Source organism: Mesonia phycicola (genome assembly GCF_900141885.1).
GTDB lineage: Bacteria > Bacteroidota > Bacteroidia > Flavobacteriales > Flavobacteriaceae > Mesonia > Mesonia phycicola.
Map to the genome: position 1 here is coordinate 21,505 of NZ_FQYY01000005.1, position 21,181 is coordinate 42,685.

The 21,181-nt window shown below is 32.8% G+C and carries 19 protein-coding genes; 12 read left to right on the forward strand and 7 right to left on the reverse strand.

Translation table 11 applies throughout. The features are described 5' to 3' along the window. Positions 1 to 5: 5 nt before the first annotated feature. Positions 6 to 428 (reverse strand): hypothetical protein, encoded by a 423-nt coding sequence (locus tag BUC03_RS08065; RefSeq protein ID WP_073150155.1) that lies wholly within the window; start codon positions 426 to 428, stop codon positions 6 to 8. A 131-nt stretch (positions 429 to 559) separates the two neighbouring features. Further along, positions 560 to 1,573, reverse strand: a complete 1,014-nt coding sequence (gene recA / locus BUC03_RS08070) for a recombinase RecA (RefSeq protein WP_073150158.1) — start codon at positions 1,571 to 1,573, stop codon at positions 560 to 562. Between the two features lie 367 nt (positions 1,574 to 1,940). On the opposite strand from recA, the gene trhO reads away from it, so the two are divergent. From trhO to BUC03_RS08105, 7 genes are all read left to right on the forward strand, one after another. Then, positions 1,941 to 2,972 (forward strand): oxygen-dependent tRNA uridine(34) hydroxylase TrhO, encoded by a 1,032-nt coding sequence (gene trhO / locus BUC03_RS08075; protein ID WP_073150161.1) that lies wholly within the window; start codon positions 1,941 to 1,943, stop codon positions 2,970 to 2,972. Between the two features lie 116 nt (positions 2,973 to 3,088). Continuing rightward, positions 3,089 to 3,328, forward strand: a complete 240-nt coding sequence (locus BUC03_RS08080) for a hypothetical protein (RefSeq protein ID WP_159432708.1) — start codon at positions 3,089 to 3,091, stop codon at positions 3,326 to 3,328. Positions 3,329 to 3,509: 181 nt separating this feature from the next. Continuing rightward, positions 3,510 to 4,688 (forward strand): PSP1 domain-containing protein, encoded by a 1,179-nt coding sequence (locus tag BUC03_RS08085; protein WP_073150166.1) that lies wholly within the window; start codon positions 3,510 to 3,512, stop codon positions 4,686 to 4,688. Beyond that, on the forward strand, positions 4,681 to 5,172 hold the full coding sequence (locus tag BUC03_RS08090; protein ID WP_073150170.1) for a gliding motility lipoprotein GldH: 492 nt from the start codon (positions 4,681 to 4,683) through the stop codon (positions 5,170 to 5,172). Before BUC03_RS08085 ends, BUC03_RS08090 begins: the two co-directional genes overlap by 8 nt. Positions 5,173 to 5,184: 12 nt before the next feature. Next, complete coding sequence (locus BUC03_RS08095) at positions 5,185 to 7,503, forward strand: penicillin-binding protein 1A (RefSeq protein ID WP_073150173.1); 2,319 nt, start codon at positions 5,185 to 5,187, stop codon at positions 7,501 to 7,503. 120 nt (positions 7,504 to 7,623) lie between these two features. After that, positions 7,624 to 8,325 carry a CoA transferase subunit A gene (locus BUC03_RS08100; RefSeq protein ID WP_073150176.1) on the forward strand — a complete coding sequence of 234 codons (702 nt, stop codon included), beginning with the start codon at positions 7,624 to 7,626 and terminating at the stop codon, positions 8,323 to 8,325. Between the two features lie 73 nt (positions 8,326 to 8,398). Further along, a complete protein-coding gene (locus tag BUC03_RS08105) occupies positions 8,399 to 9,052 on the forward strand; it encodes a CoA transferase subunit B (protein WP_073150179.1) in 654 nt (217 codons plus the stop codon). Between the two features lie 204 nt (positions 9,053 to 9,256). Here the strand turns inward: BUC03_RS08105 and BUC03_RS08110 are convergent, their stop codons facing one another. From BUC03_RS08110 to BUC03_RS08120, 3 genes are all read right to left on the reverse strand, one after another. Further along, the gene (locus BUC03_RS08110) at positions 9,257 to 10,159 is read right to left on the reverse strand and encodes a sterol desaturase family protein (protein WP_073150182.1); all 903 of its coding nucleotides are present in this window, start codon (positions 10,157 to 10,159) and stop codon (positions 9,257 to 9,259) included. A gap of 236 nt (positions 10,160 to 10,395) precedes the next feature. After that, the gene (locus BUC03_RS08115; RefSeq protein ID WP_073150185.1) at positions 10,396 to 10,917 is read right to left on the reverse strand and encodes a hypothetical protein; all 522 of its coding nucleotides are present in this window, start codon (positions 10,915 to 10,917) and stop codon (positions 10,396 to 10,398) included. A gap of 10 nt (positions 10,918 to 10,927) precedes the next feature. Beyond that, on the reverse strand, positions 10,928 to 12,613 hold the full coding sequence (locus tag BUC03_RS08120) for an ABC transporter ATP-binding protein (protein WP_073150188.1): 1,686 nt from the start codon (positions 12,611 to 12,613) through the stop codon (positions 10,928 to 10,930). A 285-nt stretch (positions 12,614 to 12,898) separates the two neighbouring features. Between BUC03_RS08120 and treA the strand changes: the two genes are divergently transcribed. Continuing rightward, complete coding sequence (treA, locus tag BUC03_RS08125; protein WP_073150191.1) at positions 12,899 to 14,527, forward strand: alpha,alpha-trehalase TreA; 1,629 nt, start codon at positions 12,899 to 12,901, stop codon at positions 14,525 to 14,527. Here treA and BUC03_RS08130 read toward each other — a convergent pair. Continuing rightward, positions 14,514 to 15,266, reverse strand: a complete 753-nt coding sequence (locus tag BUC03_RS08130; protein ID WP_073150194.1) for a DeoR/GlpR family DNA-binding transcription regulator — start codon at positions 15,264 to 15,266, stop codon at positions 14,514 to 14,516. The genes treA and BUC03_RS08130 overlap by 14 nt on opposite strands. A gap of 230 nt (positions 15,267 to 15,496) precedes the next feature. On the opposite strand from BUC03_RS08130, the gene BUC03_RS08135 reads away from it, so the two are divergent. The 4 genes from BUC03_RS08135 to BUC03_RS08150 all read left to right on the forward strand — a co-directional run bounded on the left by BUC03_RS08135 (position 15,497) and on the right by BUC03_RS08150 (position 20,212). Further along, positions 15,497 to 17,074, forward strand: coding sequence for a glycerol-3-phosphate dehydrogenase/oxidase (locus BUC03_RS08135; protein ID WP_073150197.1), 1,578 nt, complete (start codon positions 15,497 to 15,499; stop codon positions 17,072 to 17,074). Positions 17,075 to 17,163: 89 nt separating this feature from the next. Then, on the forward strand, positions 17,164 to 18,669 hold the full coding sequence (glpK, locus tag BUC03_RS08140; RefSeq protein ID WP_073150199.1) for a glycerol kinase GlpK: 1,506 nt from the start codon (positions 17,164 to 17,166) through the stop codon (positions 18,667 to 18,669). Positions 18,670 to 18,677: 8 nt separating this feature from the next. Continuing rightward, the gene (locus BUC03_RS08145; protein ID WP_073150202.1) at positions 18,678 to 19,418 is read left to right on the forward strand and encodes an MIP/aquaporin family protein; all 741 of its coding nucleotides are present in this window, start codon (positions 18,678 to 18,680) and stop codon (positions 19,416 to 19,418) included. A gap of 2 nt (positions 19,419 to 19,420) precedes the next feature. Next, positions 19,421 to 20,212: a hypothetical protein gene (locus tag BUC03_RS08150; protein ID WP_073150205.1), complete on the forward strand. Its 792-nt coding sequence runs from the start codon at positions 19,421 to 19,423 to the stop codon at positions 20,210 to 20,212. A 68-nt stretch (positions 20,213 to 20,280) separates the two neighbouring features. On the opposite strand, the gene BUC03_RS08155 is transcribed toward BUC03_RS08150, so the two are convergent. Then, positions 20,281 to 21,168: an oxidoreductase gene (locus BUC03_RS08155; protein ID WP_073150208.1), complete on the reverse strand. Its 888-nt coding sequence runs from the start codon at positions 21,166 to 21,168 to the stop codon at positions 20,281 to 20,283. Between the last annotated feature and the right edge of the window lie 13 nt (positions 21,169 to 21,181).

Sequence of the window (21,181 nt, forward strand, 5' to 3'; positions counted from 1 at the left end):
TCTAATTAGTTTACCCTAACAGGTATTTCTTTAATTAAATAAATATACTCCCCTACATCATCTATTCCTTGCCAAAATTTAAAAATATAATTGTCTTCTCTTAAAACTTCAAAAGGTAAAGTTTCAGACTCTATTTCTTCTTCTAGAGTTGTACAGTCGGTGTTTTCGTCGAAATAAACACTATTTACAACTGCTATTACTCTAGTGTTTCCCTCTTGATTGTAATCAAAACCACTAAAAGTATGGCAAGTGGAAGGTTTTATATAAGAGATTTCAAAATCATATTGTTCTCCGTAATCTAATGTATCAGGGATATTTACATTATTTACAGGAACCAATTCATAAGACAGATATTCTGTATCATTATCATCTAAATTACAACTTACTGCAATAATTGTTATTAAGATATATAATAAATATTTTTTCATTTTTAATAATTAATTTAAAACTAAACTTAGTGGGGATGTGTTAATTAGATACAATTAAATGTAAATGGTTGCGTCTTAAACAAAAAAAAACCTGCGAAAGCAGGTTTTTTTATTAAAAATTTATTTTACGTTTAAGATTTTGCTAATTTAATAGCATCTGTAATCTTAGTTTCTAGTTCTTCCATTAATTCTGGATTGTCTTTTAGTAGAGTTTTTACAGCATCTCTACCTTGCCCTAATTTAGTGTCTTCATAACTAAACCAAGATCCGCTCTTCTTTACAATCTCATAGTCTACACCTATGTCTATAATTTCACCTACTTTAGAAACCCCTTCACCATACATAATATCAAATTCTGCAGTTTTAAAAGGCGGAGCAACTTTGTTTTTTACAACTTTTACACGGGTTTTGTTACCCATAACATCGCTGTTACTATTTTTAATTTGCGTAGATCTTCTAATATCTAATCTAACAGAAGCGTAAAATTTAAGTGCGTTACCACCAGTAGTGGTTTCTGGATTTCCAAACATTACTCCAATTTTTTCTCTTAATTGGTTAATAAAAATCACAGTACAATTAGTCTTGCTAATAGAAGCGGTAAGTTTTCTTAATGCTTGAGACATTAATCTAGCGTGAAGTCCCATTTTAGAGTCTCCCATTTCTCCCTCAATTTCACTTTTAGGAGTTAATGCAGCAACAGAATCTACTACTATAATATCTATTGCCCCAGAACGTATAAGGTTATCTGCAATTTCTAAAGCTTGCTCTCCGTGATCTGGTTGAGAGATTATTAAATTTTCAATATCTACTCCTAGCTTTTCAGCATAAAAACGATCAAAAGCATGCTCTGCATCAATAAATGCAGCAATACCTCCAGCTTTTTGTGCTTCTGCAATAGCATGAAGTGTTAATGTAGTTTTACCAGAAGATTCTGGACCGTAAATTTCTATTACTCTACCTCTTGGGTAACCGCCTACACCTAACGCTAAATCTAAACCAAGTGATCCAGATGATATTGCATCTACATCTTGCACTGCTTGATCACTCATTTTCATCACAGTACCCTTACCGTAAGTCTTGTCTAATTTATCTAGCGTTAATTTTAACGCCTTTAATTTAGCTTCTTTCTCGTTGTCTTTACTCATATCTTTAAAAGGCTTTCTTATTTCATTTGAAGAAATGCTAAAATACTACAAGTTTTTGTGATTTTGATTGGTCACGCAACCTTTTTTGTTTTTTTACATCTTCTTTATAGAAAGGATAATTTCATGAAATATCTTAAGCAAAATATTATTTTAAATTCTATGAGCTCTACAATTACAGTAACTTACACTTGTAATTGTAAGCTTGACGGCGGTTAGCGTTATTGTTTTTTGAAGTAAAATTTAAAAAAATTAATAACGAATTAGCCGTTCGAAAAAATGCCTGAAAAAACTATTTTTCAGGCATTTTTTGTAGATAATGCTTTATATTTGCAGCTTAACTTTTGTTTAACTTATAAATTAGTATAGCATGCAACTGTACAACAAATTAAGTGCAAAAGAAAGAGAAGCACTCTTAGAAGAAGCCGGGGAAGATAGGCTTACCATCTCTTTCTATCAATATGCCAAAATAGGAAATCCAGAACTTTTTAGAAATCATTTATTTGTTGCTTGGGATCAACTAGATGTTTTAGGAAGAATTTATGTTGCCCACGAGGGGATTAATGCACAACTCTCTGTGCCAGCAAAAAAGTTTAATGATTTTAAAGAGTTTTTAGACGGCATATACTTTTTAAAAGATATAAGACTAAATATTGCAATAGAGCAAGATTTAAAATCTTTTTTAAAGCTGAAAGTGAAAGTAAGATCTAAAATTTTAGCAGACGGTTTAAACGATAAGAGTTTTGATGTTACTAAAAAAGGAGAGCACGTTAATGCAGAGAAATTTAATGAGCTTATTAGTGACCCAAATACCATATTGGTAGATATGCGTAACCATTATGAAAGTGAAATAGGTCATTTTCAAGGTGCAATTACTCCAGATGTAGATACTTTTAGAGATTCTTTAGATATTATAGAAGAAGATTTACAAGAACATAAAGAAGATAAAAACCTAGTAATGTACTGTACAGGTGGTATTAGATGTGAAAAAGCTAGTGCTTATTACAAACATAAAGGGTTTAAAAATGTTTTTCAGCTTGAAGGGGGTATTATAGAATATACACGACAAGTAAAAGAAAAAGAGCTAGAGAATAAATTTATTGGTAAAAATTTTGTTTTTGATCATCGTAGAGCAGAGCGTATCTCAGATGATGTAATTGCCCAATGTCACCAATGCGGTAAGTCCTGTGATGTACACGTAAATTGTGCTAATGAAGCTTGTCATTTATTATTTATTCAGTGTAAAGAATGTGCCGCTAAGATGGATAATTGTTGTTCAGATAATTGTAAAGAAATAAATGCTTTACCATACGAAGAACAAAAAGCACTTAGAAAAGGAAAAAAGAATAGCAATAAGATTTTTAAAAAAGGAAGATCTGAAGTTTTAAAATTTAAACAATAACTAGCAAGTTGATAAGCTCAGAAAACATATCAAGTAGACAAAAAAGTCAAATAAGACTACTCGCCTTTATGGTGGGTAGTTTTATTTTGCTACTTGCTTTTTTAAATCTAGCAGTTTTGTTTTATAAGTTTGATAACTTAGGCTCTTTTTATGAAACTAAACAAAGCTATTTAAATCACTTCCCTTTTTTTTTAAGAAACCCTTATATTATAAATGCAATAGCGTTAACAGGTTTAGTATTTGCTATGTTTTTCTTCAGACTTTCTGCAAAGCAAGATGAACTTAGATTTTTAAGTATTATAGGTATTATGGGTAATATTATTTTTATAGGAGCCAGTGTTTGGGTGATGTTATAATTTTTGTAGCTAACTTTTCTAGAAAAAAAAGCATCTAAATTAGATAAATTTAGTTTTCTATCTCCCATACATTTTCCTTTCTCCTCACAATAAATTGGTATATTTACCCTTTAAATAAAGAATATTAATTTTTCAACACAGTAGTTTTTTTAACCTCTTGTGTTTCAATATATATAATTTTATGGCGTGTGGAAGTTGCTCGACCGGTAAAGACGGTCAGCCAAAAGGATGTAAGAGTAATGGTAATTGCGGTACAGATAGCTGCAATAAATTAAGTGTTTTTGATTGGTTATCCAATATGTCACTTCCTGGTGGGGTAGAACCTTTTAATTACGTAGAAATTCGTTTTAAAAACGGAAGAAAACACTTTTTTAAGAATACAGAAAATTTAACGTTAAACATTGGTGATGTAGTGGCTACAGAGGCTTCTCCAGGTCATGATGTTGGAGTAATTACGTTAACAGGAGAACTTGTAAAAGTTCAAATGAAAAAAAAGAAAGTAAAAAAAGATAGTGAAGAGGTAAAGAAAATTTACCGTAAGGCTAGCCAAAAAGATATAGATATTTGGCAAGAATGTAGAGAGAGAGAAGAAACCATGAAGGTTACTGCTCGTGAAATTGCAATTAAGCTAAAATTAAAAATGAAAATTAGCGATATTGAATTTCAAGGAGACGGTTCTAAAGCTACTTTTTACTACACAGCAGAAGATCGAGTAGATTTTAGACAATTAATTAAAGAATTTGCAAGAGAGTTTAAAACAAGAATAGAAATGCGCCAAATAGGCTTTCGTCAAGAAGCCGCTAGATTAGGTGGTATTGGTTCTTGTGGTAGAGAATTATGTTGTTCTACTTGGCTTACAGATTTTAGATCTGTAACTACTTCTGCAGCAAGATACCAACAGTTATCTTTAAACCCGCAAAAGCTTGCAGGGCAATGTGGTAAACTAAAGTGTTGCTTAAATTATGAGTTAGACGCATATTTAGACGCTTTAAAAGCCTTCCCAAGGCAAGATGTAAAACTACAAACTCAAAAAGGAAGAGCTGTTTGCCAAAAAATAGATATTTTTAAAGGTAGTTTATGGTATGCTTACGAAGGTGAGTGGATGAACTGGCACGAGCTTACAACAGATCAAGTACAGCAAATTATAAAAGCATCTAAAGCAAAAAAACCAGTTGCTAGTTTAGAAGAGTTTGCAGTACAGCATCAAGCAGAAGAAAGTGCAGATTTTGGAGATGTAGTTGGGCAAGATAGTTTAACTAGATTTGATAAGCCTAAAAACTCAACTCAGGCCAATAAAAAACGAAGAAGAAAGAAAAGAAATCATAAACCAAGAAGTAAAAAACCTAATAATAATGCATAAGTATTTAGCATTTTTTTTAGTGATAATGGTTTGTATTATCTCGTGTGACTCTAACCGCATCTATGATCAATACCAATCTATTCCTGAAAAAGGGTGGAATAAAGATTCTATTGTCAAGTTTCAAGTTAGTGGTTTAGACACAATACAACCTTATCATTTATATATTAATTTAAGAAATAATAGTCAGTATAATTACAGTAATATATTTTTAATAACAGAAATGAACTTCCCTAACGGTAAAGTAATTTCAGATACCTTAGAGTATGAAATGGCTTACCCTAACGGAGATTGGATGGGCACTGGATTTGGAGAAATAAAAGAAAGTAAACTCTGGTATAAAGCGGGAGTAAAATTTCCAGAAAAAGGCACTTACCAAATTAATATAAGACAAGCGATGCGTAAAAACGGAAAAGTAGATGGTATCGCTAATTTAAAAGGAATAACAGATATAGGTTTCAGAATAGAAAAACCTTTATCTAACTAATTAGCATAACAAGTGGCAACAAAAAAAGCAACAAACAAACCAGCCCAAAAAACTTCATTTAAAAAGTATATTTTTTGGTTTTGGGCATTATTTATAGGCGGAATTTCAATAATAGTTTTACTGTTTTGTATGGCAAGTTGGGGATTTTTTGGAGAAATGCCAGAATTTGATCAATTAGAAAACCCAGAAACTAATTTAGCTACAGAAGTATTCTCTTCAGATGGAGAAACGCTCGGTAAATATTATAATGAAAATAGAACCCCTATAAAGTATGAAGATCTTCCTGAAAATTTAATAAATGCTTTAGTAGCTACAGAAGATGTTAGGTATTACGATCATTCTGGGATAGATGCTTTTGGTACACTTAGGGCTTTTGTTTATTTAGGGTCTAAGGGTGGAGCAAGTACATTATCTCAACAATTGGCAAAGCAATTATTTCATGGAGAAGGTTCTCAAAATATAATAGCTAGGGTAAGCCAAAAAATGAAAGAATGGATCATAGCTGTTAGATTAGAAGAAAATTATACCAAACAAGAAATACTAGCAATGTATTTTAACGTGTATGATTTTAACAATAACGCAGTAGGAGTAAGATCTGCTTCTAGAATTTATTTTGGAAAAGAACCTAACGAGTTAGAAATAGAAGAAGCAGCAGTTTTAGCAGGAATGTTTAAAAACTCATCACTTTACAACCCTAGAAGAAACCCAGAAGGGGTAACCAACAGAAGAAATGTGGTTTTAAGTCAAATGGCTAAAGCAAATTACATTACAGAAGAAGAAAAGGTAGAGTTACAAGCTAAACCTTTAAAAATAGATTACCACCCCGAGAGTCACCAATCAGGTATTGCTACTTATTTTAGAATGTATTTGAGAGACTTTTTAAAAGATTGGGCAAAAGAAAACCCAACTCCAGATGGTGGAACTTATAATATTTATAGAGACGGACTAAAAGTATATACTAGTATAGATTCTAGAATGCAAAAATATGCAGAAGATGCTGTTTCTAAACACATGAAAAATCTTCAAGCAAAATTTGACGAGCAAAACAAAAAAAATAAAGGAGTAGCTTTTAGAGGTATTAGTCAAGATGCTATTGATAAAATAGTAACTAGAGCGATGAAAAATAGTGACCGTTGGTACCAAATGAAAGAAAAAAATATCGATGAAGAAAAAATTATTGCATCATTTGATAAAAAAACTGAAATGCGTGTTTTCTCTTGGAAAAATGAGAAGGGAATAGATACTTTAATGACGCCAAGAGACTCGATAATATATTACAAATCATTTTTAAATGCAGGAATGATGTCTATGACTCCACAAACAGGTGAAGTAAAAGCTTGGGTTGGAGGTATTAATTTTAAACACTTTAAATACGAGCACGTAAAACAAGCCAAAAGGCAAGTTGGTTCTACTTTTAAGCCATTTTTGTATGCAACTGCAATAGATCAGTTACACCTATCTCCTTGTTATGAGTTACCAAATACTATCCATACAATTCCGGCAGGAAAGCATGGAGTAACCAAAGACTGGTCTCCAAAAAATTCTGGAGGAGAATATGGAGGTATGGTTAGTTTAAAAGATGCATTGGCAAACTCATTAAACACTATTAGCGCAAGATTAATGGATAAAGTAGGTCCAGAGCCAGTAATAGATTTAATAGGTAAATTAGGTGTAGATACAGAAAATATACCACCAGTAGCAGCAATAGCACTAGGTTCTGTAGATTTAAGTGTTTTTGAAATGGTTTCGGCATACAGTACGTTTGCCAATAAAGGTGTTTATGTAAAACCTGTCATTGTAACTCGTATAGAAGATAAAAATGGTACCATTCTTTACCAGCACGTGCCTGAAAGTCGTGATGTTATGAGTGAAGAAGCCGCCTATGTAACAATCAATTTAATGGAAGGTGTAACTCACGGAGGTTCTGGTACACGTTTAAGAACAACTTGGTCTCCACCTTACTATAAAGATGTAGTAACAGGTCACCCGTATGGATTTAAGAATGCAATTGCCGGTAAAACAGGAACTACGCAAAACCAAAGTGATGGTTGGTTTATGGGCATAGTACCAAATTTAACCACAGGAGTTTGGGTTGGTGCAGAAGATAGATCTGTGCACTTCCCAACTATAACTTACGGGCAAGGGGCAACTATGGCATTACCAATTTGGGGATTATACATGAAAGAGGTGTATGAAGATAAAGATTTAGATATTTCTAAATCTGAGTTTGAAAAACCAAAAGACCTTAGTATAGAGGTAGATTGTGACGAAGTAAAAGAAAATCAAGATAATGAAAACCAAGATAATACAGGAGAAAATTTAGATTTCTAAAAATCACTTCATATTATAAAAAAGAAACCCTTTTTTTGCTAATTATTAAATTAGTGATAAAGGGTTCTTTTATTGTTATAATCTTGTAAATTCCTTATTTTTAGAGAAAATTTTTAACAAATGATTAAAAAAACGGTTAATAATGTTCAAGAAGCATTAAAAGGGGTTCAAAACGGAATGACCTTTATGCTAGGAGGTTTTGGCCTTTGTGGTATTCCAGAAAATGCCATTACAGAACTTGTACAAAAAAACATAAAAGATATTACTTGTATTTCTAACAATGCAGGAGTAGATGATTTTGGTTTAGGTTTATTACTTCAAAAAAAGCAAATCAAAAAAATGATTTCTTCTTACGTAGGAGAAAATGCAGAGTTTGAACGTCAAATGCTTAGCGGAGAGTTAGAGGTAGAGCTAACCCCACAAGGTACTTTAGCAGCCAAATGCCAAGCTGCGCAACAAGGTTTTCCTGCTATTTATACACCTGCTGGTTACGGTACAGAAGTAGCTATGGGTAAAGAAACGCGTGAGTTTGATGGTAAAATGTATGTGTTAGAAGAAGCTTTTAAAGCAGATTTTGCTTTTGTAAAAGCTTGGAAAGGTGATGAAGCGGGTAATCTTATTTTTAAAGGAACTGCCAGAAACTTTAATCCCTGTATGTGTGGCGCTGCAAAAGTGACCGTAGTTGAGGTTGAAGAATTAGTTCCTGCTGGTGAGTTAGATCCTAATCAAATTCATATTCCAGGGATTTTTGTACAACGCATTTTTCAAGGAAAAGATTACGAAAAACGAATTGAACAACGAACCGTTAGACCAAAAAGTTAGTAGTTATCAGTTAAAAGTAAACCGTAATTTTTCTGAATAACAAATAACTCATCATCAAACCAACACATTAATTATGTTAGATAAAAACGGAATAGCACAACGCATCGCCAAAGAAGTAAAAGACGGCTTTTACGTAAATCTCGGTATCGGGATTCCTACCTTGGTGGCCAACTTTGTGCGCGACGATATAGAAGTAGAATTTCAAAGTGAAAACGGAATTTTAGGAATGGGACCTTTCCCTTTTGAAGGCGAAGAAGATGCAGACCTAATTAATGCCGGTAAACAAACCATCACCGCTTTGCCAGGCGCAAGTTTCTTCGATTCTGCCACCAGTTTCGGGATGATTCGCGGTCAACACGTAGACCTTACTATTCTTGGCGCGATGGAAGTTGCCGAAAACGGAGACATTGCCAACTGGAAAATACCAGGAAAAATGGTAAAAGGTATGGGCGGCGCTATGGATTTGGTAGCCTCTGCAGAAAATATTATTGTCGCGATGATGCACACCAATAAAGCAGGAGAATCTAAACTACTTAAAAAATGCAGCTTACCATTAACCGGAGTAGGTTGTGTAACTAAAATAGTAACCAATCTTGCTGTTATAGAAGTAACCACAGAAGGTTTTAAACTCTTAGAACGCGCACCAGGAGTAAGCGTAGAAGAGATAGAAAAAGCCACCGAAGGCAAATTAATTATAGAAGGTGAAATACCAGAAATGGTTTTGTAAGGCGTTACCCTCACGGGTCAGGCTATTCGTTACAATTCCTCACAAGTTTTGCTGCCGCTACAACTTGCTGCGGGATTTTCACTACTATCCTTAACGCAAAAACAAAAGATAAGAATTAAAAAGGCTGTTTAGAAAGTATAGAAAAGCGTCATTCTAAATTTATTTCAGAACCTCATCCGGTTCAGGTTGACGAAAATATACTATCTAAACAGCTTCTTGTTTCTTTTGATGAGGATTGTTTAATTTACTTTTTTTATCTTCATACAAAGCATCAGGAGGTAAAAATAATAGCTTAACCGCCTTAATTGGGTTTTTTGATTTTGCCATTTTTTTAAAAATATCTCCCCAAACGTGAAAAACCAATTTCACCGGATTGTAATGCTTCGGTTGGTCTAAAATACCGTAGATAGCTTGTTCATCCTCTGGCTGAAAAGTACCAAACATTCTGTCCCAAATAATAAAAGTAGAACCGTAATTTTTGTCTAAATAATGTTCGTTTGTTCCGTGATGCACTCGGTGATGAGAAGGCGTTACAAAAATATAGCTAAACCATTTAGGCATTTTTCTAATGTATTCAGTATGAATCCAAAATTGGTATAAAACAGCAATTTGGTGACATATAAAAAATATTACTGGGTGAAAACCCAATAGGCTTATAGGTAAAAAGAAAACTACCTTAATTTGTTGCGTCCAAGAAAGTCTAAAAGAGGTAGATAGGTTATACTTCTCAGAGTTATGGTGTGTTACGTGCGTAGCCCAAAATATACTAGTTTCGTGGCCAAATCTGTGTGCCCAATACCTACAAAAATCTAAAGTAATAAAGCATAAAATAGTTGTCCACCAAGTGACAGGGATACCCCAAGGCACAATGTTGTAAAACCAAATTACAGAACCAAATAGTAGTGATTTAATAAGTAAGTTTTGAAAAACAGATACTAAACCAATACTAAGAGAGGCTATAAAATCTTTTTTCTCGTAGTATTCTTTCTTCTGTCTCCAGCTAAAATAGAACTCAAAGAGAGCTAAACCAATCATAATTGGTGCTGCATACAGAATTAAATCTGGCGCATTAGATACAACGTCGTCTAAGCTTATTTTTTGTTTCATAAGAATTAATATAACAGAATAAATTTAGAATGAAAATCTAAGGCGAGTTAATTTTTAATTATTAAACTACAAACGTATTCAAAATTAAAAAATTGCCTCAAATTTATTGAAAGACAATTGTTAAAGAATATGTTGAAAAGTAATTAAAAACGCTTTCTTGTTCTGTATGAGATTCAGACTTTAAGTGTACGTCAAAATTTAAATGAAGTTATTTAACAGAGAAATAGTATTACTACCTAGAAAGCAACAAGCTCTTTTTCTATAATTTTTAATAGTTGAAGAAAATGTTCAAATTGGTTAACGTTTTCAATTCCTTTTTTCGGAGTTAAAACAAGTTGATTTTTCTCTGGGTAAAGCCGAATATAAACTTCATCTTGTTCTAAAATTTTACAGAAGTTTTTATGTTTAATAAATTTTAAAAACAGCTTTTCGTCAGTTTTAAAACAATAATTAATTGCTAATTTTTTAGTGATATACTTATTATTTTTATACAAAAACCGATTCCAAAAACTTGCAGGATAGATTTCTAATCTAGGTTTTACAGAGCTTTTTAAATGAAGCGTTATACGATAAGGTTCACCTACCAAATGAGCTCCTGTTGTTACATTTATAGAGATTGTAATTTTGGTATCGTCAATAAATAAGACGCTGTTTTGTGGTTGAAAGTTTAACTTACCCAGCGGAGAATTGATGCTTTTTAGGTTTTCTTCCGCATATTTTCCTTGATATTTTTGAGTAAGTTCTCTAAGAATATTCATCTTTAAACACTTAAATCCCTTTCGGGATGGCATCAATTAATTTTTGTGTGTATTCTTGTTCTGGGTGAGCATAAATCTTATCTGCGTCACCTTGTTCCACAATTTTACCTTTATTCATTACTAAAAGTTGATCGGCCATATATTTTACGACCGCCAAATCGTGCGATATAAAAATATAGGTAAAGCCAAATTTCTCTTTTAACTCGTTTAATAAATTCAATACTTGTGCTTGTACAGAAATATCTAAGGCAGAAACCGACTCGTCACACACAATTAATTTGGGTTCTACGGCAATCGTTCTCGCAATCCCGATACGTTGGCGTTGCCCGCCACTAAACTCGTGTGGGTAACGATTAAAATGGGTTTCATCTAAACCTACGCGCTTCAATAATTCTATTGTTTTTTGTTTACGCTCTTTGTTGTTTTTGTAAAGTTTGTGCACTTCCATCGGTTCCATAATCGCTTTGCCTACAGGAATACGCGGATTTAAAGAAGAAAACGGATCTTGAAAAATAAGTTGAATTTCTTTGCGTAGTTTTCTTAATTCGGTTTTAGAAATTTTTGTAATGTCATTTCCCCGATATAAAACCTTTCCAGCAGTGGCTTTATCAAGTTGAAGAATAACGTTACCTAAAGTAGATTTTCCGCAGCCTGATTCACCCACCAAGCCTAAAGTTTCTCCTTCGTAAATTTTAAAACTTACATCGTTTACCGCTTTTACAGAGGTTTTTGGTTGAAATAATCCGGGATTGCTCACAAATTCTTTTTCAACATTTACCACTTCCAGTAAAGGAGATTGTGCATAAATTTCTTGGTGACGTTTTTCTCGCTCGCTTTTTATTTCAATTGCTGCAGAAATGGTATTTTCTAAGAAATTTTTAACCGTAGGCAGTTTTTTTAAACGTTCTGTTGTAGATGGTTTAGATGCTAAAAGTGCTTTGGTGTAGGTTTCTTTAGGTTGAAGAAATAATGCTGAAGCTGAGTTTTGTTCCACTATCTTCCCTTGATACATCACCACCACCCGATCGGATATTTCTGAAACTAGCGCCAAATCGTGAGAAATAAAAATAATACTCATTTCTGTTTCTTGCTGAAGAGATTTTAGTAATAATAAAATCTCTTTTTGCACGGTAACATCTAACGCAGTAGTAGGTTCATCTGCAATTAAAATTTTAGGTTTACAAGCAATTGCCATTGCTATCATGACGCGCTGTTTTTGCCCGCCACTAATTTGGTGCGGATATACGTCGTAAATACTTTCTGGTCTAGGGAGTTTTACTTTCTCGAACAACCGAAGCGTTTCTGCTTTAGCTTCTTTTGTTGAAAGTTTGGTGTGTTCTAATAAAATTTCGGTGACTTGCGGTCCGCATTTCATAGAAGGATTTAAAGAACTCATTGGTTCTTGAAAAATCATAGAAATTTCATTTCCTCTAATTTTTCTTAATTCCTTATTAGAGAAAAGAGAAAGGTTTTTATTTTCATACAAAATTTCTCCCTCTGTAATTTTTGCAGAAGTAGGTAATAAGCCTAAAATAGCCAAAGAGGTAAGAGATTTACCAGAACCCGACTCACCAACAATACCTAATATTTCATTTTTATTTAAATGAAAGTCAATATTTTTTAAGGTGTCCCTAAAACCATTTTCTGTTTGAAAACCTAGAGATAATTTTTTAATATTTAGAATGTATGGAGACATGAAAAAGGTTAGCTTTTTTCTACTTATTTCAAATCTAAACAATTTAAGTTGTTTTGGTTTATTTTCATTTTTTTAAAAGGTAGGAAATCAGAAAATAAACTAGAATGTTTTTAAAATTTCAAGAAGGTGACGCTAAATTATTTCTTCAAAAAAAGATCAAAATAAGTTTCAGTTTTCAAACTAATTAACTGTTATGGCTTCTTACTTAACTTAATTTTATATGTTTTTTTTAGAAGATTAGTTATCTTAATCAAAACAATTGTGTTGAATATCAATAAATTAACTATGATAAAAAAAACTACTTTGTTTTTAATGCTTATTTGTGTAACATTAAGTATGATTGAATGCAGACAAACTACAAGTGTTAATAACAAAGATGCAGTTAATATTTCTTCACCGGAGAAACTTTACGGAGAGCTGTTTTATGAAGTACAAAAAAACCATCTTATTTTTGAGGATAGTAAAACTTTTGTAGACGCAATCCCTAAATTTGAAGTAAGTGCGATTAATGCTAAATTTAAAGAGCTAGTTAATCCAACAGATGAAGAGTTAACTACTTTTATACAGCAAAATTTTGTGCTGCCTCAAGAAAATCCATCTTACAAAGCAGATTCGTCTTCTATCAATCAGCATATAACCAAACTTTGGGAGGTATTAAAAAAGCCGGCAGATGAGGTGAAATCTGGTACATTAATTCCGTTGCCGTATTCTTATATAATTCCTGGTGGGCGATTTAGAGAAGTGTATTATTGGGATAGTTATTTTACTATTTTGGGTTTACAAGAAGATGGTAAAATTCAGCAAATAGAAAATATTGTAAATAATTTTTCTTATTTAATAGATGAATATGGTTTTATTCCTAATGGAAATAGAACTTATTATTTAAGCAGATCACAACCGCCATTTTATGCATTAATGATTTCTGTTTTAGCTGAAGAAAAAGGCGATGAGGTTTATAAAAAATATTTACCACAATTAGTGAAAGAATATAATTTTTGGATGAAAGGAGAAGATAAACTTTCTGCTAGTAATTCAGAAAATTTGAGAGTAGTGAGAATGGCCAATGGTGAGATTTTAAATAGATATTGGGATAATGAAAACACACCAAGACCAGAGAGTTATATAGAAGATATTGAAACAGCAGAGAAAGCAATTAAGCTTTATCCTAACAAAACAAAAGAAGAGGTTTATAGAGATATTAGAGCAGCTGCAGAGTCTGGTTGGGATTTTTCTAGTAGGTGGTTTTATAATGATGGCAATAAAGAGGCAGGTTTGTCTAACATACATACTACCAATATAATTCCTGTAGATTTAAATTGTTTGCTTTATAATTTAGAACAAACAATTTCTAAGGCTTATCAAATTACGGGTAATGCAGATAAAGCAACTTATTTTACTTCTCTTGCAGAAAAAAGAAAAAATGCAATTCAGAAATATTTTTGGAATGATAAGTTAGGCTTTTATTTTGATTATAACTTTCAAGAAAAAGAGCATACTAATATTTGGTCATTGGCAGCAGTTTACCCTTTGTTTTTTAACATTAGTAGCTCACCTCAGGCAGTAAATTTAAAAAATAACTTAGAAGAAAAATTTTTGGTACCAGGTGGTTTATTAGCCTCAACTAATTTTACCAATCAGCAATGGGATGCGCCTAACGGTTGGGCTCCATTACACTTTTTAGCTATAAAAGGTTTACAAAATTATAAGCAATTTGCTTTTGCAAATGAAGTTAAAAAGCGTTGGTTGGGTTTAAATAAAAAAGTATACCAGAGAGAATATAAAATTTTAGAAAAATACCACGTTATCAATATCAACAAAGAAGGTGGCGGTGGTGAGTACCCTAACCAAGACGGATTTGGGTGGACAAACGGTGTCTACAAGAAATTATCTTCAGAAAAAATTAAACAACCGTAATTTTTATACCTCTTGCTTTTATACGATTTACTACAGTGTTAGATATACCTTTGTCTGTAATAATATGATGTACTGCGTCTAAGCTACAAATTTTGCCAAAACTCTTTTTTCCGAATTTAGAAGAATCTGCCAAAACAATAGTTTTTTGCGCAGATTGAATCATTTTTTTATTTAAGGCAGCTTCTTCTAAACTGGTAGTGGTACAACCAAAATCTAAATCTATACCGTCTACACCAATAAATAGTTGGTTGCAAGAAATGTCATTTAGTATAAAATTAGCATAATGCCCAGTAACAGAAGAAGAACTATGTCTTACATTGCCACCAAGTTGAATCACGTCATAATCTTTATTTTTAAGAAGCTCAACAGCTACATTTAAAGACGAAGTGATAATATTTAGCTTTCCTTGTATATTAATTGCTTTGGCTAAGGCTTGTACGGTGGTGCCAGAAGCAATCATAAAAGAGTCATTTTCAGAAATTAAGGCAGCAGCAGCATTTGCAATTCCGTTTTTCTCTTCAATAAAAATCTTTTCTTTTTCATTAATGGGTCTATCTTTCATATACGGATTTTCAGAAGAAGCTCCTCCGTGGGTCCTGTAAAGTAAACCTTTGTCTTCTAAACGTTTCAAGTCTTTTCGTATAGTTACGGCAGAAACATTCAATTTATTACATAAATAAGATACATCAACATATTTATCTTTATTCAAAATGTCTAGTATTTCTTGATGCCTTTTCATGAAAGATATTTTTTTTGATTCGCAAATATAGAAATTACACATTCAAATTACCTATTTGCACTAAATATTAGAAAATCACTGATGAATATTTATTAATTGAAACTAAATGAAAGTAATTATTGCGTAATTTTTTCTGAATTTTATCAATATCACATTTTTAAGCTTTCTTTTTGTTTCGTTTTGTAATATTTTTATTATTTTTGCTTTGCATTCGTAATTTAATAAAAGAAATGAAGAATCAAAATTTATATTCAAGAGAAGCTATTTTAAATAACCTTGACCAAACACAAGAGTGGGATGTTATTGTTATTGGTGGTGGAGCATCAGGATTAGGAACCGCGTTAGATAGTGTAACTCGTGGTTACAAGACTTTGTTGTTAGAGATGGTAGATTATGCAAAAGGAACTTCAAGTAGAAGTACAAAACTAGTTCATGGTGGGGTAAGGTACTTAGCTCAGGGAGATGTAGATTTGGTTAGAGAAGCATTACATGAAAGAGGTCTTTTAGCAAAAAACGCTCCGCATTTGGTTAAAAATCAAACATTTATAATACCTAATTATAAATGGTGGGATGGTATTTTTTATACAGTAGGTCTTAAGGTATACGATTTCTTATCTGGGAAATTAAGTTTAGGTAAATCTACCCATATCAAGAAAAAAGAAACTCTTCAAAGATTAGAAACTTTAAAGAAAGAAAACTTGAGAGGTGGTGTGGTTTATAGAGATGGTCAGTTTGATGATTCTAGGTTAGCAATTAATGTTGCTCAATCTTGTATTGAAGAAGGTGCCACGCTACTTAATTATGTAAAAGTAAATGGTCTTTTAAAAGATAAAAGCGGAAATATTAATGGTGTAAAGGCGGTAGATACAGAAACTAATAAAGAATATTCATTTAAATGTAAAGCAGTAGTTAATGCTACAGGAGTATTTACAGATGAAATATTAAAATTAGATAATCCTGAAGGAAGAAAAATGGTAAGACCAAGCCAAGGGGTACATTTGGTGTTTGATAAATCTTTCTTACCAGGTAATGACGCTATCATGATACCTAAAACAGATGATGGTCGTGTATTATTTGCAGTGCCGTGGCATGATAAAGTAATTGTGGGTACTACAGACACAATGTTAGATGATCATAGTTTAGAGCCGCAAGCACAAGAACAAGAAATTGAGTTTATACTTAAAACCTTTAACAAGTATATTGCTAAACAAGCTTCAAGAAAAGATGTTCTAAGTATTTATGCTGGACTTAGACCATTAGCAGCTCCAAAAGACGATTCAGAAAAAACAAAAGAAATTTCTAGAAGCCATAAAATTATAGTTTCTAAAACAGGGCTAATCACCATTACTGGTGGTAAGTGGACTACCTTTAGAAGAATGGCGCAAGACACCGTAGATAAAGCAATAAGTTTAGGTAAAGTGCCTAAAAAAGCTTGTAAAACAGAAAATTATGCATATCACGGTGCAAAAGAAACTACCAATAGAGAAAACCATTTATATATCTATGGTAGCGATATAGAAAACATAGAAAAGATAAGCCAAGAAAACCCTGAGTACGCTAAGAAATTACATGCAAGACTTCCATTTATTCTTGCAGAAGTAGTTTGGGCAGCAAGAAGTGAAATGGCGAGAACTGTTGAAGATGTTTTAGCAAGAAGAGTAAGAGCATTGTTTTTAGATGCTCACGCAGCAATAGAAAGTGCTCCGGTAGTGGCTCAAATTTTAGCGAAAGAACTAAACAAATCAGAAGAGTGGCAAAAAGAACAAATAGCTGCTTTTACAAGTGTAGCAAAAAATTATACAATTTAACAACAACCTAATAATAGTAATTAACTTGAGATTTCTCTCTAAATAAACTCGAGTATTTAGAGAGAAAAATCACCTAAACCTTTAATTTTATGGATAAATATATTTTAGCGATAGATCAAGGAACAACAAGTTCTAGAGCTATCCTGTTCAACAAAAAAGGAGAAATCTATTCTGTTGCACAAAAAGAGTTTACACAATATTTCCCTAAGCCAGGATGGGTAGAGCATGATCCTGCAGAAATTTGGGCAACCCAAGCAGGGGTAGCGGCAGAAGCTACTACCAAGAAGGGACTTAATGGTACAAACATAGAAGCAATTGGTATTACGAATCAACGCGAAACCGTTGTAGTTTGGGATAAGAATACTGGTAAAGCTATTTACAACGCTATTGTTTGGCAAGATAAGAGAACTGCAAAATACTGTACACAGCTAAAAGCAGACGGTAAAGCCAAAATGATTCAAGAAAAAACAGGATTAGTTATAGATTCTTATTTTTCTGGTACTAAAGTAAAATGGATCTTAGATAATGTAGAAGGAGCTAGAGAAAAAGCAGAAGCAGGAGATTTAATTTTAGGTACTATTGATACTTGGTTAATCTGGAATTTTACTAAAGGAGAACTTCACGTAACCGATGTAACTAACGCATCTAGAACTTTACTTTTCAATATTAACACGATGGACTGGGATGATGAGCTTTTAGAGCTTTTTGATATTCCAAGAAGTATGTTACCAGAAGTAAGAGATTCTAGTGAAGTTTATGGGCATACAAAAACTACCATTTTTGCATCTAAAGTGCCAATTGCAGGTATTGCTGGAGACCAAATGGCTGCGTTATTTGGGCAAATGTGTACCAAAAAAGGGATGGTAAAAAGCACCTATGGTACAGGTTGTTTTATGTTAATGAATATTGGTGAAAAACCAATTATTTCTAAAAATAACCTACTTACCTCTGTAGCGTGGAGAATTAACGGAAAAACAGAGTACTGTTTAGAAGGAAGCATATTTATAGGTGGTGCCGTTGTTCAATGGTTAAGAGACGGATTAGGAATTATCAATAAATCGTCTCAAGTAGAAGATTTAGCTAGTTCTGTAGAAGATACAGAAGGAGTTTATTTTATTCCTGCATTTGCTGGTTTGGGAGCTCCTTACTGGAACCAAGATGCAAGAGGTACTATTTTTGGAATGACAAGAGGTACTACAGATGCACACATAGCAAGAGCATCTCTAGAAGCAATTGCTTACCAAACGATGGATATTTTAACTTCAATGAAGGCAGACTCTAAAATAGAAATAAAAGAACTTCGTGTAGATGGTGGTGCATCTGTAAATAATATGTTGATGCAATTTCAATCAAATGTGTTAAATACTACTACCGTTAGACCAAAAGTAACAGAAACTACTGCTCTTGGAGCGGCTTATTTAGCAGGTTTAGCTGTTGGTTATTGGAAAGATACAGATGAAATTCAAGAGACTTGGCAAGAAGACCTTAAATTTCAACCAACAGAAAATCAAGATGACGTAAAAGACGGAATCAAAGGATGGTATAGAGCTATTGAAGCCTTACAACACTGGAGCAATACTAACGAAGAAAAATAATATTTAATATGACACCATTTATTGCAGAAATTTTAGGAACTGCTATTTTAATTTTACTCGGAGGCGGAGTAGTAGCCAATGTGAGTTTAAACAAAACCATTGGTCAAGGCAGTGACTGGATAGTAGTAACTACTGGTTGGGCTCTTGCTGTATTTGCAGGAGTTGTAGTGGCAGGTCCATATAGTGGAGCTCACCTTAACCCTGCTGTGACTATAGGTTTAGCAATTGCTGGACTTTTCCCTTGGGAAGATGCTCCAACCTATATTGCAGGAGAGTTTTTAGGGGCTATGTTAGGTGCCACATTGGTTTACGTAATGTATAAAAATCATTTTGACGAAACAGAAGATGGTGGAGCAAAAAGAGCTGTGTTTTGTACAGCTCCAGCAATACCTGATACGTTTAGAAACGTAATTAGTGAGGTTATAGGTACGTTTGTTTTGCTTATTACTGTATTTTATTTTGCAGATGCAAGTTTTGAAACAGAAACTGGCACTACTACAAAAGTTGGTTTGGGAGCGCTTGGCGCTATACCTGTAGCTTTTATTGTATGGGCTATTGGTCTTTCTTTAGGTGGTACTACTGGGTATGCAATTAATCCAGCCAGAGATTTGGGTCCAAGAATAATGCACGCAATTCTACCAATTAAAGGTAAAATAGATAGTAACTGGGGATATGCCTGGGTACCAGTAGTAGCTCCACTTATAGGTGCAGCTTTGGCAGCATTAGTATTTTTAACTTTAGGTAAATAAAAATGAAAAAAATTAAATATATATTCTTTTTCTTCGGAATTATTTCTTGTCAAATGACATTTGCACAAGATCAAGACAATGTTATTGAAGAAAGAAATGAAGAGAAATTAGAAGAAAATGACGAGGAAGAAGAAAAGTTGTTTGACTTTAATCTTTCTTTAAAAAATATGCACTTGTGGAGAGGTTTACACGTAACTAATTCTCCAGTTACTACTGCAGATATTAATTATACTTCTAAAAACGGATTTTTCAAGGCTGGTCTTTGGGGAGGTAGATCTTTTACAGGAGAGTACACCGAGTATGATTATTACGTAAGTTTTATGCATAAAGGTTTTACCCTTGCTATTTGGGATATTAACAATACAAGTGATTTTCCAGATGTTGGATTTTTTAATTATGATAGAACAGAAACTTCACATTTTATAGATGTAAGTCTTGCGTATAGTTTTAAGAAAATACCTTTAAATCTTTCTTGGGCAACCGTAGTACAAGGTAGAGATTATTACTATGATGATAATGGAGACTCAAAAAATGCATTTACCAACTACGTAGAAGCTAGTTATATCTTTTTAGATAAAAAAGATTGGTCTCTTGCTGGTTTTGTAGGAGGTTCATTCTCTTTTTTAAATGAAGCTCATTTCTATGGAGATCATCCTAACGTAAGTAACGTGGGAGTTATCTATAACAAAGAAGTAAAAATTTTAAAAGAATATACATTACCTGTATCGGCAACCGCTTCATGGAATCCGTTACAAGAATATGGTGCAATTCAAGTTGCTGTTAACCTTTTTTAATTGTGTGAGTAAGGAGGTTATTTTTTAAATTTGAACGTAAAAGTCGGCTAATTGCCGACTTTTTACTTTTATAAATAATTTATACCAACTAATTTCTCAGAAATTTTCCAAAGACGTTTTGCTTTCACTTCATCTTTTGAAATGTAATTTGAAGAAACAATAGTTGGATCGCCAGAAAATTCTTGAAAACCAGAAGGTCCAATATATTCTCCTCCGATCAAACTTTTGTCTAAAGCTGCTTTAATTTGAGATTGGGCGCCACAAGCAGCAGATTGGGTAAAAGGATATACAAACGGAATGAATATTTTGTAAAAGCCAGATAAATACTGAAATAATCCAGTTCTAGAAAGTCCTGGATGAGCCACAACAGATAGTATAGAGCTATTAGTTTTCTTTAATCTTCGGTCTAACTCATAAGCAAACATTAAACAAGCCAATTTACTTTGTCCGTAAGCTTTTTGTTTATCGTACTCTTTTTCAAATTGCAAATCTTCAAAATAGATATCTCCCCATTTATGTGCTAAACTACTTAGGTTAACCACTCTTCCTCCAAAGGCAGATTTTTCTAAAAGTTCAATTAGTAAACCAGTTAGTAAAAAATGCCCTAAATAGTTAATACCAAATTGCAACTCAAATCCGTCTTCGGTTTTTTCATAAGGAGGAAACATCAATCCGGCATTATTCACCAATATATCTAAATGGCTAAAATTTTGTTTCACTTCTTCAGCAAATTCATTTACAGAGCTTAAACTTGCTAAATCTAATGGTAGAATTACCAAATTTGCTTTTGGGTATACATTTACAATTTTTTGCTTCGCTTCTTTAGCTTTATCAATATTTCTACAAGCCATTATTACTTGTATTCCTTTTTCGGCTAAAAATTTAGTGGTTTCAAATCCTAAACCTGTATTAGCACCAGTTACTAATGCTATTTTATTTCCAGTTGTATTTGTCATAGTTATCTCTCTA